Genomic DNA, 15,617 nt, shown 5'->3' with positions numbered 1-15,617 from the left:
TATGATGATTGAAAGGTTATGGTACGTTCGAATTTAGTTCCAAAAAAAGTAGAAGATGAGCCTAAGTTAAGTTACATGATTGCTCGTGTTGACCGAATTATTAGTAAACATTTAACAGAACATTTAAAAGAGCTTGAAATTACCTTACCGCAATTTACTGCACTTTCTGTTTTAGCTTCAAAAAGTAATTTATCCAATGCCAAGCTTGCTGAGCGCTCTTTCATAAAGCCGCAATCTGCCAACAAAATTTTGCAAGATTTACTGGTGAATGGCTGGATTGAGAAAAAACCTGACCCAACACATGGACGCCGTATTTTAATTACACTGACAGACAGTGGTATTGATAAGCTAAATAAATGTAATGAAGTGGTTTTGAAAGTTGAAGAAAAAATGCTTGAAGGCATTGATATTAACTTGGCTTATTTAATCCGTAATAACCTCGATATTATGGTCAATAATCTTAAAAATCTTTAATTGAATGTGGTTTGTAAATTAATTTTTTAAAATCTACAGAAATGCTTAAGCACTGATTCACACAGAAAATTTATTTCATTTTGCAAATGAACTTGCTAGCATCGAAGAGACGTTTTTGGTGATGTGTGGCAGCGAATGTCTTCAGGACAACAAGTTTTACTTAAACTAAGAAAAATGATTATTTCAGGGGAACTTGAGGGCGGTGCCAGAATTGCCGAAATTCCGACTGCCGAGTTACTTGGCGTTTCAAGGCAGCCTGTTCGTATTGCCTTTCGGTTGCTCGAGCAAGAAGGCCTCCTCATTAAAAACCCAACTCGTGGTTACACGGTTCGTGAAATTTCAGAACAACTCGTTCATGATGCGCTCGAAGTGCGCGGTGTGCTGGAAGGGTTGGCTGCAAAAACTTTGGCAGAACAAGGCTTAAGCGAAGAGCAGAAAAAGACACTGCAACATTGCATTCAAGAAACTGAAAAACTATTTAATGAAACAGACGAGTTTGGTGATGCTGAACTGGAACGTTATCACCATTTCAACGTCATTTTTCATGACACGATTATTGAAGGCGCGCAAAACGTCGCACTCATCCAAGCCTTAGCGAAAAACAATCAATTGCCGATGGCGTCTGCCCAAGCCATTACCTATGACCAGAACCAAGCTTTATCGGAATATCGTCGTTTGCACTATGCGCATTTACAGCATTGTTCGATTTTCGATGCATTGGTACATCGTCAGGCAGGGCGTGCTGAAACTTTAATGCGTGAACACAGTAGTGTGGTGATTTTAGGTGAAACGCTAAGAAATGTTCTCAGCGCTTAAGTTAAAAGAAGTTCCTTTATTTTTGAATAAAGGAACTCAAGAATTAAAGCTCAATCACAAGATTTTTAGTTTTTGCACGAGAACAGCAGGGCGTAAATTGGTCATTTCGTGCATGTTCTTCATCGGTCATAAATAGATCCCGATGATCAGGTGTGCCTTCTACTACGCGGGTAATACAGGTCCCGCAAATGCCTTGTTCACATGAAACAGGAATATCAAAACCATTTGCAATTAATGCCTCCGTAGCAGTCTGCTCTGGTAATACTTCAATTCGGCGGCCTGTACCTTTCACTTCAATGGTAAAAGCTTCATCGTTGGACGTATCTACCTTTTGAGCGACAAAATGCTCTTGATGTAACTGTTCACTATACCACCCAGCTTGTTCAGCCGAGCTCATGACAAACTGCATAAACCCTGTAGGTCCACACACATATAAGTGTTTATCAGATGAAGCTTGGCCTAAAACCTCTGCCATTTTACATTCGGTGTCGGGTTGATCTTGAATATGAAAATGAACTTGGTCACCAAAGTGCTCGGTTAAGTTGCCATAGAAGGCAATCATTTCATGACTACGAACGAAGTAATGTAATTCAAAAGGAATATTGGCCGACTTAAGCCGATATGCCATCGACAAAATAGGGGTAATACCGATACCACCCGCAAATAAAACGGCCTGTTTTGTTTGAGGGTGAATTTCAAATAAATTACGCGGCTCACCAATCTTTAAAAGGTCACCTTCACGATATTCGGTGTGGATGCAACGTGAACCACCGCGTGAATTGGCATCATTTAAAACACCAATGACATAGCGATGTTTTTCAGTGCAGCAGTTTGAAAGTGAATATTGGCGGGTGAGACCATTTTTAAGATGCACATCAATATGTGCACCTGCCTCAAAATTAGGTAGCTCCGTACCATTTGCTGCAACCAATTCAAATGCACGAATGGTCGGGGTAAGCTGGTGAATTTTTTGAATAATAACGTCCATGTTCATACTCCTTTAAATAATCCGAATGTTTGGAAACTTCTGTGCGGATGTTTCAGGAGGCGTTTTATTTTCTTCGGCAAGTAGTCGGTCAATGACCTTACGAGACTGGACACCGCCTGCGTCGATATTAAGCATCAGTAACTTGCGATGTGGGTTGTTTAAAATGTTTTGCTGCTGTTGCTCCAGCATTTCTAAATCTTCAGTAAAGATTTTGCCTTGTCCTTCACGAATTTGATCGGTGAGTTCAGCATTATCTGGCTGGAAATTACGCGCCATTCCCCAGAAATACCAGTGAGAGGTTTCAGTTTCCGGTGTAATAAAATCGACCACAATTGAGGAAACTTTTTTGTCTTTCGGTGCGTGGTAACCACCATGTCCAGCATGTGCGACACCCACTTCAATATGAACATTACTTGGAGCAAAGAAGTGACAACGTTGCCAACGATCAACTGGTACATCATCTGCTAAGTGGTTGCCGCGAAGGGCCATTTGCCAAAATGGAGGTGCGATCACATTTTCCATATAGCGTTCGGTAATCACATGGTCACCGTCAACTTTAGTCACAGGCAATGATTCATCAATCTCTTTTTGCCCAATACTGCTTGAGTGAACATAGGTCTCGTGGGTTAAATCCATCAGGTTGTCGACCATTAGGCGATAGTCGCACTGAATGTGAAACAGGCCTCCGCCATAGCTCCATTCAGGATGATCTGCCCATTCTAAAGTTGGCAGTTTTGCTTCATCTGCTAAAGCTTTCTCGCCTGGCCATATCCAAATAAAACCGAATTTTTCGACAACTGCATATGATTTATTGCAAGGGAAACCATTTACACGTTGAGCTGGCATTGAAACGGTCTTTCCGTCACACCCCATCACTAGTCCATGATAACCACACACGAGGTTGCCATCTTCGACATAGCCAAGTGAAAGAGGGGCACCACGATGCGGACAAAAATCTTCAACGGCTGCAACGTGGTTTTCTTTACCGCGATAAAAAACAATTTTTTCACCACAAATAGTGCGACCTAATGGTTTATCTTGGATTTCTTCTGGGCGGCAGGCAACATACCAAGCATTTTTAATAAACATTTGTGACGACTCCTTATCACTTATTGGATCCAATTTATAATAAATAAAAATATTGGTCAATTGATAGGCAGTATATTTTTTAAAAATATTGATCTTTAGGTTTGGTTGTTTTTGTATATTTTTAATTGCTATTAAAGACTTTGGCTATTCTTTGGGATTTTAGAGTGAAATTTTTATTAGTTTTTATTTGGATCCATAATGACTTCAGTTAAGCCATTATGGGAGTGTAGAGATTTAGAAATTAACCGTGTAGTGAAGCATCATGCGCTGTTCATCCAGACTTTTGCCGTGTTTGGTGTCGTAATTTATATTTAAGAAAAGAAACTTAAGATTTTTAACCCAAGCATTTAGATCGTACTGAATCAACACATCACTTTCTTGCTCAAAATCATTTTGATTCATGGTCTGAAATGAATCGCCATAAATATATTTATAGGTGATTTTTAAACCCTTGATATAGTCTTTAAAGTCATACGAGGCAACGAAATGATAAGACTTTTCATCTGCTTTGGTAAATGCGCCTAAGGTCCAGTTCACCATGTGAGGAATGGGCATATTGTCGAGTTTTGGAATACCATCTTTGCCAAAGTTTTCTTGATAGCCAATTCCGGTTGTAAAGTTGCCATGTTTAATGAAATGCATAGCGCCTATGGATGTATTGTCATATTCACCAAGCTTTGATTTCCCGACATCGTCGTGGCGAAACACACGTAATTTTGTGGTGTGCTGCTTTGTCCATTGATAATCAAAAGCAAAGTAACTTTGATTGATGAGATCTGTTAAGTAACCATTATAAAATTTCCAGTGGTACCGAGGTGTATTGCCGTCCCATTGAAAGAAATAGAGCCCGTCAGATTCATGTTTTGATATGGCGAGTTTGTGGTAGTCCTCCTCATTTTTTGGTGAATAACGGTTAATCAAACCCAGCTCGAAATTTTGTTGCGGTGTCTTATATTTTAATTCCAAGCCTTTATAGTTCACGCGTAATTGATGTGTATCCACTTGTGGCGTAAGTGGTGAATCGGGAGTGATTTCACCTACATTCATGCGAAAGTTTTGATATTCAACTCCAGCACCTAAGCCATATTTAACTTGGTCTTGTGCTTGTTTCTTGGTGTTAGGGTCAAAGGGTATGACCATATCATTGGTGTGTTGGTCGCTACTTAGACGATAAGCATATTGAATGCTTGGATTGAGGTGTAGTTGAACCTCATTCAGTTTGGTTGACCAGTTGCCACGATAGATCAGACCTTGGCTCAAGCTATGAGTATCGGGGCTAGTACCATTTTCATATTGTCTGTCGAAGTTGAATGTTTTGAGTGTGAGTGTATTTTGAAAGTTAACATCTACTTCACTGTGAGCTAAACAGCAGGCAAGGGTTGTCCCTGAGAAGAAAATCCCATAAATAAAAATATGCTTCATTTTTAAATCCGTTTAAAAGCGTTTTACTGTTCTAAATCCGACATGGCTAGTTGCAAGGTCGAGTTCCTGTGGATGCCTCGCGGCAGCGCGATAACGTGCGCAATAATTGGTTGCGCATAAATAAGATCCACCTTTAATCGTATATTGCAAAATCTGTTCGTGACTTTGCCGATATTTCGATGGATCTCCCATATGATAGTCTCGTGGTCCTGTATAGGGTGTTTGCGTCCATTCCCATACATTGCCAATCAGGTCATACAAACCAAAGGGGTTTTTACTAAAACAACCCACAGGGGCAATATCCTTAAAACCATCTTCCCTAATGTTTTTATAAGGAAATTCGCCTTGCCAGAAATTGGCTACAATATGGCCTTCGTGGGTAGGGCCAATATCGGAATTTTGCTGAAAACCTTTGGCTGCATATTCCCACTCAAGCTCAGACGGTAAGTCATGGCCCAACCAGTTCGCATAAGCGTAAGCATCATTCCATGTCACCATGCGAACAGGCTCATGAGGCGCGGGTTGTTTTGGGTTATTTAAGCCCCATGGGTGTTTCCAATTGGCGCCTTTTTCAAATTTCCACCATTGTAATTCTTCAACTGGATGCTCAGGTTGTACAAACATTGCTGAGCCGCCTTGCTTCTCTGCATCGGTGACATAACCCGTTTGTTTAACAAACTCTTGAAATTGGGCATTGGTGACTTCAGTTGCATCAATTAAAAAAGCGGGAACGGAAGTTGCCTCTAAATTTAATGGGCGTTCATCTTCATAACCTTGTGTAGTGCCTAAAACAATTTTTCCTTGCGGAAGCTTGACCATGCCTGCTTCTTTATTGTTAGGCCATCCCGAAGGAAGGCCTGAATAAGAAGTACATTTAGCTTTGCTGCCTAAGTTGGGCAAGGTGGTCTGTTCTAGTTGAGGTGTATTTTTTTGGCATGCACAAAGTAAGAGAAACGATGAAAGCATTATGATCTGTTTCATCTGGTTTTCTCTACTTTTTGTTGTATTGCTCAAAATCTACAACACCATTTTCATCGGCATATCTTAAATATTTATCATTTAAGACTTTGACAATCTCAGGATGTTCTGCATAAACATTATGTTGCTCATTAAAATCTGTTTTTAAATTGTAGAGTTCCCAACTGTGGCTTTTAAATTTAGAAGGTGAGTTTTCAATAAGTTTCCATTCGTCAGTTTTGGCGTAGCGGCTGCCATGCAATTCTTTAAAGTCATAATAATTAACAGGACGAATACGGGCAGTATTATCTTTAAACGCAGGAATTAGGCTAAAGCCCGACGGTTTAATTTTGGTGCTTGAGGTTGGATAAACCTGATTATTTTGAATACCCGCTAGTTCCATCACAGTTGGGAATATATCTCTGACTGTTGCAAAGTTATTGTTAATTCCACGTTGTTTGGAAATCTGCACAGGCGATTTAACAATAAATGGAACTCGTACTCCGCCTTCTGAAGCAGCTGACTTCCAGTGGGTAAATGGTGTGCTGCTCACTTCGGCCCAGCGTGGCCCCATGTAAACATATGAGCTGGCATTGCCTATATTTTCATAGCGATTGTCTGCATCCCCCATTGGGAAATTATGATCGCCGCCTTCAGCGCCGTTATCTGACATAAATACAATTAAAGTATTGTCATATAAATGATGCTTTTTAAGATATTGAATGACATCACCCACGCGGTCGTCTAGCTGGGTAACCATGCCCGCATAAACTTCCATTTTACGCGCTTCATATTTGCGCTCTTGTGGGGTGAGTTCATTCCAGCTTTTGGTGCCTAAAGCTTGGTTGCCACGCTCTACTGGGTATTCTGCATTTGCAGGAATTAATCCTAATTGCTTTTGTCTAAGAAAGCGTTGTTTACGAATTGCATCGTAGCCTTGATCGTATTTACCTTTATATAAGTCTCTATAATGAGCAGGTGCTTGTAGCGGCCAGTGTGGAGCGGTATAGGCTAGGTAGGCAAAAAATGGTTTTTGCGCTTTATTTTTGTCTAAGTACTCAAATGCTTTTTGTGTAAAAAAGTCGGTTGAGTAGTAGTTGTCTGGCAATGTAACCTTTTGACCATTTTCTGTGTATTGAGTATTGCGCGGATAGTTTTTAGGCTGGTCTTTAAAGTGTAAATCGAAACCATCGAGCAGGGCAAAAGATTGATCAAAACCACGGGCTTTAGGGTTTTGTTCGGGCGCATAGCCTAAGTGCCATTTACCAACCATGAAGGTGTAATAATCTTTTGTCTTTAAAATCTCTGCGAGTGTATACGCATTTTGCGTTAAGTGCCCTGAATAGCCATCAATTTTGAGGAGTGCACGCGGGCTATCGGCTCCAACCAGTTTTTCTTGTCGTTTTGAAGTTTCATACATCGCACCTAAACCTACCAAGTGGTTATCGGCACCTGTCATAAGCTGTGCACGAGTAGGTGAGCACATTGATGAAGCATGAAAATTAAAAAGCATTTTTCCTTGCTTTAACAGGCTATCGATATGAGGGGTTTTAATTTCGCCACCATAAGCACCAATATCTGAAAATCCAAGATCATCGGCCAAAATAATCATGATATTAGGTGGTTGTTGATTTTTTGGAGGTGCTGCTTGCGTTGTGTAAAACAATTGGCTGGCAAAAAAAAGTCCCAATGTAAGCTGGCTTACTCTTTTGAGTTTCATAACAACAATCCTTTGATGTTTTAAAAATGCATCTTGCATTTCCTAGAAATAGACTAAGCTTTTTTGGCTAAAAAATGCTCTGGAATCGATCATAATGGATTTTTTAATATGGATCCATAAAAATATTCAAGCATCCTAATTTTATGTCTTTAATAATTTTATACTTATATAATTTATGTGTTTATATACTTTTTAATAATCCGTTTATAATTTTAGTTGCTTTTTTGGATCCAAATATTCAGTATAGAAAAAGAGCAGGATGCTCAAAAACAAATATTCCTCTAGGTCATTATGGATACGGATATGCATAACCACCCAATCGCTCATATCAGCAATGTCGTGTGTATGTCTTATCCAAGGGAGATACACAAATGGAAAGAGACGTTCTAAGTGAGATCCATCAAAACAACATGAGCCGTTACCAATGGTTCGTCATTTTGATCTGTATTTGTCTCAATATTATTGATGGTTTTGACGTGATGGTAATGGCTTTTACCGCGCCATCGGTATCAGCAGAATGGTCACTTTCAGGGGCACAAATAGGCTTGTTGTTAAGTGCTGGCCTTTTTGGAATGGCTGCTGGTTCCATTTTTTTAGCGCCTTTAGCCGATAAAATCGGTCGCCGTTTACTCATCTTAGTTTGTCTTGTAATTGCAGGTCTGAGCATGTTGGGCTGTGCTTTGGTACAAAGCCACGGCATGTTAGCAGCACTTCGGTTTATTACCGGAATTGGGGTAGGCGGCATTCTTGCGAGTAGTAATGTACTGGCAAGTGAATATGCCAACGCTCGTTGGCGTAGTCTCGCAGTGAGCTTAATGTCTACAGGTTATGGAATTGGCGCGACACTTGGCGGAGTACTATCACTGGCATTGATTGAGCATTTAGGTTGGCGCTCAATCTTTTTAGCAGGAGGGGTGACTACCATTGCAATGCTGCTGATCAGCGCATGGTTATTACCTGAATCTTTAGATTATTTACTCGCGAAACGACCAAAACAGGCACTAGAACGAATTAATACAGCTGTAAATCGTATGGGGCTAAACGAATTACCAGTTATGCCGCGTTATGAAAAAATCAGCACGCAAAATGGTAGTGAACTGGGCAAATTATTTGCTGGACAACTTGGATTTCAAACACTTTGTTTGTGGTTTGCATTCTTTTTAGTGATGTTTGGCTTTTACTTCGTGATGAGCTGGACACCAAAAATTCTTATTTCAATGGGGATGTCGCCACATCAAGGCGTAAGTACCGGAATTTTAATTAGTATTGGTGGGATTTTCGGAGCAGCCATTATTGGTTTATTGGCGTCACGCATGAAAATTTTCTATGCCTTAAGCCTGTTTTTAGGGTTAACGTCTGCATGTGTTTTCCTATTTGTCGCAGTCTCATCTCAAGTCAGCATTGCACTCATGGTGGGTTTATTACTCGGCACTCTCATCAATGGCTGTGTAGCAGGTTTATATTCGATTTCTCCAACAATTTATGATGCCGAAATCCGTAGTCGCGGCGTGGGCTATGCAATTGGTTTTGGTCGTATTGGGGCAATTTTATCGCCAACGGTCGCAGGCATTTTTCTGGATAAAGGGATAGCACCCGCAACGCTATATGCTTATTACGGTGGGGTGTTTATTTTGGCTATTTTCCTGATTTTAAGTTTGGGTAGTGCTTTTTACCGCAGTAAGAAAGAGCAGAACTACTCGCTTAAAACAGCACCTTAATCCATTAAAAATTAAATAGTTGAGATAAAAAATGAAAAACACACCATTATGGGTGGGGGTATGCTTGTGCCCATTATTTAGTCAAGTTGTGCATGCCGAGTTTATTGCAGACAGTAAAGCTGAGCTGACACTACGTAATTTTTACTTTGACCGAGACTATAAAAAAGACCCATATACCTATACAGCAGGCAGAGATTGGGCGCAGGGTCTAATTTTTAAAGGACAGTCGGTTATACTGAAGGTGCGGTTGGGTTTGGTGTTGATGTACTGGCAATGGCAGGTTTTAACCTGATGGGAAGCCGTGCTGATGACTATGCGCGTAGTGGCTTATTACCAGTGAATACCGATAACTCGCGTGATGATTATTATGGAAAAATAGGCATTACAGGAAAGGCTAAATTTAGGAAAAATGAGCTTTTTGTGGGGGACTTAGTTCCACAATTACCGACTATTTTTTCATCGCCAGCGCGTTTGTTCCCTCAGACTTACCGTGGTATCCGTTTTGTTTCAAATGAAATTCCAAATCTTCAACTCGAAGGCTTTTATGTCGATGAAGTACGTCAACGTGATTTGATTCGTTATACCGATGTTGGAACAGACAATATCAACCATCGTTTTGACAAAGCGGCAACCACCGATTCTTTTTATACGTTGGGAGGAAGTTATCAGTTAAAGGATTACCGTTTGCGTGCTTATCATGCTGAACTCAAAGACATTTACCAGCAACAATTTTTAGGTTTTAACGGCAAACAACCTTTAAATGATCAACTTAATTTTTTAAGCGACGTGCGTTTTTTTAATAGTGAGGAAACTGGAAGCAAAAAAATAGGAGAGGTCGATAACCGCCATATTAGTGGCTTATTTGGTTTGAACTATCAAAACCATACAGTTTCTTTGGGCTACATGCAGTCATTTGGCTCGACTGGTTTACCATTTTTGTCGGGAACCGAAAGTCCGGTTGTGCTTGATTTTATGAGCTCTGACTATTCAAATAAAGACGAAAAAGTCTATTCGATTCGTTATGAATATGACTTTAAAAATGCGCGGGTAGGTGATGTTTCATTAAACGGACTGCGTTTTATGACTCGCTACGCAAAAGGTGAAGACATTGATTTGTTGCAATATGGCGATCAGCGTTTTAAAGAAGAGTCGATGGAATTTGATTTGGGCTATAAAATTCCTGAAGGTAAGTTCAAAGGCTTAGGTATGCGAGCTCGTTTTTCTCACTACCGCAACGATATGCCAAGTAATATGACATTTCATTCGACCAATGAAACGCGGTTGAATGTTGATTACACCTTTAAATTTTAACGTTCAATATTTAACTAAATTCAAGACAAGTTAAAACATTGTGAGCAGCAATGTTTTAACTTTAGTTATCAACTGCACAAAATCCCTCTATAATACCGCCAATCTTATTAAAGCCACTTGAGTCTCTCATTAAACACATGGCTTTAATCTCTCATTTTTTTAAGTCAATTTCTTCGCTGTGATTCGGCTTATTTTTCAATATTTAGAATTTTATGTGTCTGTGCTGACACATAAAAATATTTAGGTGCCAGCATGGAAATCAAGGTTAATTATCTCGACAATCTTCGACAGGAAGCTAAGTTCGATGACTTTACGGTAATTGCCGATCAACCAATTCGCTACAAGGGTGACGGTTCGGCACCGGGCCCATTTGACTATTTTTTAGCATCGTCAGCATTGTGCGCAGCGTACTTTGTAAAAGTGTATTGTGCAGCTCGAGATATCCCAACCGATAATATTCGTTTATCGCAAAATAATATTGTTGATCCTGAAAACCGCTATAAGCAAACCTTTAAAATTCAAATTGAATTACCAGCCGATATTTCAGAGAAAGATCGCCAAGGGATTTTACGTTCGATTGACCGTTGTACTGTTAAAAAAGTGATTCAAACGGGTCCCGAATTTATTATTGAAGAAGTTGAAAGCATCGACGCAGATGCGCAAGCATTGTTATTGCCAAGTCTAACTTCAGAAAGCCATACCTATATTCAAGGTAAAGACCTGCCATTAGAAGAAACCATTGCCAATATGTCTGCTATTTTGGCAAATTTGGGCATGAAGATCGAGATCGCATCTTGGCGTAATATTGTTCCAAATGTATGGTCGTTACATATTCGTGATGCCCAGTCTCCGATGTGTTTTACCAATGGTAAAGGCGCGACTAAAGAAAGTGCTTTAGCGTCTGCATTAGGCGAGTTTATTGAGCGTTTAAACTGTAACTTCTTCTATAACGACCAGTTCTGGGGTGAAGATATTGCCAATGCTGAATTTGTGCATTATCCAGATGAAAAATGGTTTAAACCGGGTCCAAATGGTGAATTACCTAAAGAAATCTTAGATGAATATTGTCTTGAGATTTATAACCCAGATGATGAGTTACTGGGCACGCATTTATATGACACCAACTCAGGTAACGTAGAGCGTGGCATTTGCTCGCTACCTTTTGTGCGCCAGTCTGATGGTGAAGTTGTCTATTTCCCATCAAATTTAATTGAAAACTTGTACTTAAGTAATGGTATGAGTGCGGGCAACACTTTGGCAGAAGCCCAAGTTCAATGCTTGTCAGAAATTTTTGAACGTGCTGTTAAACGTGAAATTTTAGAAGGTGAAATTGCACTTCCAGACGTTCCTGAAGACGTATTAGCAAAATACCCAAGTATTGTTGCTGGTATTAAAGGTCTAGAAGAGCAAGGCTTCCCAGTATTAGTTAAAGATGCATCGCTAGGTGGTCAGTTCCCAGTAATGTGTGTGACTTTAATGAACCCGCGTACGGGTGGGGTGTTTGCATCTTTCGGTGCGCATCCAAGTTTTGAAGTTGCGTTAGAACGTAGTCTGACTGAATTACTTCAAGGCCGTAGTTTTGAAGGCTTAAATGATTTGCCTCAACCGACTTTCCAAAGTAATGCGGTAACTGAGCCGAACAACTTTGTTGAGCACTTTATTGACTCAAGCGGTTTGGTATCTTGGCGTTTCTTTAGCTCTAAATCTGACTATGACTTTGTTGAATGGGATTTTTCAGGCGAAGGCGAAGAGTCGAATGCAGAAGAAGCTGCAACATTGTTCGGCATTCTCGAAGAGATGGGCAAAGAAGTATATATGGCAGTGTACGAGCACTTAGGTGCGACTGCTTGCCGTATTTTAGTACCAGATTACTCAGAAATTTATCTGGTTGAAGATTTGATTTGGGACAATACTAATAAAGCGCTTTCATTCCGTGAAGATATTCTAAATCTGCACCGTTTAGATGATGAACAGCTTGAGGCATTGGTTGAGCGTTTAGAAGAATGCGAGCTAGATGATTACACAGAAATCACCACGCTGATTGGCATCGAGTTTGATGACAATACAGTTTGGGGACAGCTCACAATCTTAGAACTGAAATTGCTGATTTATGTTGCTTTACAACAGTTTGAAGAAGCAAAAGAGCTTGTCGAAACTTACTTGCAATATAACACCAACACCGTTGAGCGTGGCTTGTTCTATCAGTGCATGAACGTGGTGCTTGAAGTGATGTTAGATGAAGAACTCGAGCTTGAAGACTACTTGACTAACTTCCGTCGTATGTTTGGTGACACACGAATGGACGCGGTATTAGGTTCTGTCGATGGTAGCGTTCGTTTCTATGGTTTAACACCAACAAGTATGAAACTAGAAGGACTTGATCGCCATTTACGTCTGATCGAGAGCTATAAAAAGTTGCATGCAGCTCGTGCTAAAGCCGTAGCGATGTAATTTAAAAAGCGAAATAAAAAAGCCTATTTTTAAATAGGCTTTTTTTATAAAACAAATTTCTATTTTAGGCAGAAGCTTTGGTGATCTCTATGGTTTCTGCATCTGCTCTATAACCTTGTTGCTCATCCAAAGTATGTTTAGCCGGAATATAAGACATTGCACGTTCCGCAAGAGCTGTAATGGTAAGACTTGGATTAACGCCCAAATTTGCACCTAACATTGAACCATCCACAACGTATAAGTTTTTATAGTTAAAGACACGGTTTTGTCCATCTACCACGCCACGCTCTGCACTTGAAGCAATTGCACAGCCCCCCATACAGTGCGCTGTAAAAGGCACGTTAAATAAAATTTCGGTAATAGTCGTCATTGGATGGCCATTAAACATTTTGGCAACTTTTTCGGTAAAAGCATTGGCCTGCGGAATATAAACAGGTAGCTTTTTACCTTCGCTCGATAACACCTTACCAAAAGGCCAGAACCAATTACGTTTCAAGCGCATATTAATGGAGGCATCAGCTGTTTGCATCACCAAGAAGATTAAAGTTTGACGTGCAAAACTGACAGGATTACTCATGCGAAGGAAAATAAATGGATGGCAAATAAGTGCCCATAACCAAAAGAAGATACGCGTCCAACCCGGTTTACCTTTAGCCATGTAAGTACACATGAGGCCCATGGCATCTGAACCAGTTTGGTAACGCGTCGCTTCAATGTGAGTGTCATGGTCAATGTAAATACTTGAACCAATGGCAACACCTTTACTCATGTCGACATCTTTACCAAAAAAGCGAACGCCTAAAATCGACTCGGCATTAGTACGAACCCGATTACCCAAATCATCAGAAATATTTGGCAGAGAACCTGATTGTTTTAAACGGAACAACATTTCTTGGGTTCCCAAAGAAGATGCCGAGAAAATCACGTTACGAACACGCCATGTACGGCGTTGTTTGTTAAACCATGAGCTCGAACATTCAGTCGTAACTTCATAGCCATCGCTGCCATCGGCTTTACCATTGAGTGGTTTAACGTCAACGACTTTGGTTTCTTCGTAAACCTTGGCGCCATTTTTTTCGGCAAAGTACAAATAGTTTTTATCTAAGGTATTTTTTGCGTTGTGTTTACAACCTGTCATACAACCGCCACATGCCGTACAAGTTCCGCGGTCTGGACCTTCGCCGTTAAAATAAGGGTCAGGGTAGGTCTTGCCACCTTGTTCACCTTCGGGTGGAAAGAAAGTTGCAACGCGCGTCGGCTTAAACGTATGCCCAACACCAACTGCATCGCCCATTTTTTTGAGCATGTGGTCGGCAGGACCGAAAATTTTATTATCCGTCACACCAAGCATGCGTTCTGCTTCAGCATAGTGCTGCGGCATTTCATTTTTCCAGTCCGCGGCATCTGCCCACGTGCCTTCATCCCAAATATGTTCAGGTGGAACCAGTAAGGTATTGGCATAGGTGATTGAGCCGCCGCCTACAGCATTACCGCAAATAATGGTGACATGGCGAAAAAAACGCATGTTGAAATAACCGAAAAGTTTCATGCCCGGGCGCCAAATCCAGCGACGGGTATTCCAGTTATTTTTAGCAAAATCTTTAGCTTCCCAGCGTCGCCCCATTTCCATTACAGCAACAGAGTAGCCTTTTTCGGTTAGACGGCAAGCAGAAACACTACCACCAAAGCCTGAACCAATAATGAGGTAATCATAGTCATAATTGTTTGTTGTCATGCCGAGGACTCCTCTCTGGCGATATTTTTATATTGACTGTGTATGTTTATCAATGAATTGCCCAATGCGCTCAATCGAGTCATTAGATTCATTTAGTATACCCGCGTGGAATTGAAAAACATGTCCGACTCGGTCATAAACCTTCAAATTCGTCGGAATACCATACTTTTCGGTTTGTTCGGCGAGACGTTTTGCATCGTCTAATAAAACTTCTTCGGTACCGACATGAATTAGAATAGTAGGTAATCCTGTTAAGTCGGCATAGAGTGGAGAACAGGTTGGATCGGTTGCCGATTTTTGTCCGCAATAGTTTTTTGCACACCAAGCTAACCAGTCTTCTGACAGCATCGCATCTTGAGCAGCATGAGTTTTAATCGTGCTTCCAGAGAGGCTTAAGTCAACCCAAGGTGAAAGTAAAACTAATGCTGCTGGTAACGGTAACCCTGCATTTCGTATCGCAATTGCAGCACTTAAACTCAGTCCACCGCCAGCAGAATCGCCAGCAATCACGAATTTTTTCGGGTCTTGTCCTTGAGCAAGTAAAGCTTTATAGACAGCAACGGCGTCTTCAATAGCAGCAGGGCTTGTGTGCTCAGGGGCTAGGCGATATTCAGGTAACCAGACTTGTGCTTGAGCTGCATGTCCGATTTGAGCAGCAAGCTTGGTGTGACTTATTGAGCTACCCACCACATAGCCTCCGCCATGTAAGTACAAAATGCCGCGTCCTGATTGAGTCGTTTTGGGCTGAATATGGACTGTCGGTACTTGAGCGATGGTTTGCTTTTTTGTTTTATAGCCACGTGGCCCAAGCACAATAGCACTGGCTGCATCGCTACATAAGCGCTGAAGTTTTAGGGGTGTTTTAGAGGATAAAGCTGGACGTAGCGTAGTACGGATGGTCCATGCAAGAAGCTGCTTCATAATAAGGACTCATAC

Annotated in this window: 11 protein-coding genes and 1 pseudogene; 5 read left to right on the top strand and 7 right to left on the bottom strand. The window is 40.8% G+C overall.

The window, feature by feature from the left end; all coding sequences use genetic code 11:
* The first annotated feature begins 18 nt into the window (after positions 1-18).
* Together AC52J8_RS12515 and AC52J8_RS12510 are read left to right on the top strand one after the other, a co-directional pair.
* Positions 19-474, top strand: coding sequence for a MarR family winged helix-turn-helix transcriptional regulator (locus AC52J8_RS12515; RefSeq protein ID WP_017386391.1), 456 nt, complete (start codon positions 19-21; stop codon positions 472-474).
* Between the two features lie 123 nt (positions 475-597).
* Positions 598-1,290, top strand: a complete 693-nt coding sequence (locus AC52J8_RS12510) for a GntR family transcriptional regulator (protein WP_005802836.1) — start codon at positions 598-600, stop codon at positions 1,288-1,290.
* A 43-nt stretch (positions 1,291-1,333) separates the two neighbouring features.
* On the opposite strand, the gene AC52J8_RS12505 is transcribed toward AC52J8_RS12510, so the two are convergent.
* From AC52J8_RS12505 to AC52J8_RS12485, 5 genes are all read right to left on the bottom strand, one after another.
* The gene (locus tag AC52J8_RS12505) at positions 1,334-2,278 is read right to left on the bottom strand and encodes a PDR/VanB family oxidoreductase (RefSeq protein WP_086400121.1); all 945 of its coding nucleotides are present in this window, start codon (positions 2,276-2,278) and stop codon (positions 1,334-1,336) included.
* A gap of 12 nt (positions 2,279-2,290) precedes the next feature.
* Positions 2,291-3,367: an aromatic ring-hydroxylating dioxygenase subunit alpha gene (locus AC52J8_RS12500; protein WP_069036816.1), complete on the bottom strand. Its 1,077-nt coding sequence runs from the start codon at positions 3,365-3,367 to the stop codon at positions 2,291-2,293.
* Positions 3,368-3,601: 234 nt separating this feature from the next.
* On the bottom strand, positions 3,602-4,789 hold the full coding sequence (locus AC52J8_RS12495) for an OprD family outer membrane porin (RefSeq protein WP_086400120.1): 1,188 nt from the start codon (positions 4,787-4,789) through the stop codon (positions 3,602-3,604).
* A gap of 12 nt (positions 4,790-4,801) precedes the next feature.
* Positions 4,802-5,755 (bottom strand): formylglycine-generating enzyme family protein, encoded by a 954-nt coding sequence (locus AC52J8_RS12490; protein ID WP_086400225.1) that lies wholly within the window; start codon positions 5,753-5,755, stop codon positions 4,802-4,804.
* 25 nt (positions 5,756-5,780) lie between these two features.
* Entirely contained in the window at positions 5,781-7,466 is a 1,686-nt protein-coding gene (locus tag AC52J8_RS12485) for an arylsulfatase (RefSeq protein WP_208753196.1), read from the bottom strand.
* Between the two features lie 371 nt (positions 7,467-7,837).
* Here AC52J8_RS12485 and AC52J8_RS12480 point away from each other — a divergent pair, with 371 nt between their 5' ends.
* The 3 genes and pseudogenes from AC52J8_RS12480 to AC52J8_RS12470 all read left to right on the top strand — a co-directional run bounded on the left by AC52J8_RS12480 (position 7,838) and on the right by AC52J8_RS12470 (position 12,946).
* The gene (locus AC52J8_RS12480; RefSeq protein WP_086400119.1) at positions 7,838-9,184 is read left to right on the top strand and encodes an MFS transporter; all 1,347 of its coding nucleotides are present in this window, start codon (positions 7,838-7,840) and stop codon (positions 9,182-9,184) included.
* Between the two features lie 31 nt (positions 9,185-9,215).
* Positions 9,216-10,495 (top strand): annotated as a pseudogene (locus AC52J8_RS12475) (OprD family outer membrane porin).
* Between the two features lie 252 nt (positions 10,496-10,747).
* Entirely contained in the window at positions 10,748-12,946 is a 2,199-nt protein-coding gene (locus AC52J8_RS12470; protein WP_032056762.1) for an OsmC domain/YcaO domain-containing protein, read from the top strand.
* Positions 12,947-13,010: 64 nt separating this feature from the next.
* Here the strand turns inward: AC52J8_RS12470 and choxAB are convergent, their stop codons facing one another.
* On the bottom strand, positions 13,011-14,681 hold the full coding sequence (choxAB, locus tag AC52J8_RS12465; protein WP_086400118.1) for a cholesterol oxidase: 1,671 nt from the start codon (positions 14,679-14,681) through the stop codon (positions 13,011-13,013).
* Positions 14,682-14,708: 27 nt separating this feature from the next.
* A complete protein-coding gene (locus AC52J8_RS12460) occupies positions 14,709-15,602 on the bottom strand; it encodes an alpha/beta hydrolase (protein ID WP_086400117.1) in 894 nt (297 codons plus the stop codon).
* Positions 15,603-15,617: the final 15 nt, after the last annotated feature.

The sequence above is a fragment of the Acinetobacter sp. S-1 genome, assembly GCF_059579785.1.
Note: the sequence above shows the minus strand (reverse complement) of the source record. Positions and strands in the feature narration are given on the sequence as shown.

Excerpts from the sequence above, each read along its gene's own strand:
- AC52J8_RS12515 (WP_017386391.1), top strand. The coding sequence starts at position 19 with ATGGTACGTTCGAATTTAGTTCCAAAAAAAGTAGAAGATGAGCCTAAG.
- AC52J8_RS12505 (WP_086400121.1), bottom strand. The coding sequence starts at position 2,278 with ATGGACGTTATTATTCAAAAAATTCACCAGCTTACCCCGACCATTCGT.
- AC52J8_RS12500 (WP_069036816.1), bottom strand. The coding sequence starts at position 3,367 with ATGTTTATTAAAAATGCTTGGTATGTTGCCTGCCGCCCAGAAGAAATC.
- AC52J8_RS12495 (WP_086400120.1), bottom strand. The coding sequence starts at position 4,789 with ATGAAGCATATTTTTATTTATGGGATTTTCTTCTCAGGGACAACCCTT.
- AC52J8_RS12490 (WP_086400225.1), bottom strand. The coding sequence starts at position 5,755 with ATGCTTTCATCGTTTCTCTTACTTTGTGCATGCCAAAAAAATACACCT.
- AC52J8_RS12485 (WP_208753196.1), bottom strand. The coding sequence starts at position 7,466 with ATGAAACTCAAAAGAGTAAGCCAGCTTACATTGGGACTTTTTTTTGCC.
- AC52J8_RS12480 (WP_086400119.1), top strand. The coding sequence starts at position 7,838 with ATGGAAAGAGACGTTCTAAGTGAGATCCATCAAAACAACATGAGCCGT.
- AC52J8_RS12470 (WP_032056762.1), top strand. The coding sequence starts at position 10,748 with ATGGAAATCAAGGTTAATTATCTCGACAATCTTCGACAGGAAGCTAAG.
- choxAB (WP_086400118.1), bottom strand. The coding sequence starts at position 14,681 with ATGACAACAAACAATTATGACTATGATTACCTCATTATTGGTTCAGGC.
- AC52J8_RS12460 (WP_086400117.1), bottom strand. The coding sequence starts at position 15,602 with ATGAAGCAGCTTCTTGCATGGACCATCCGTACTACGCTACGTCCAGCT.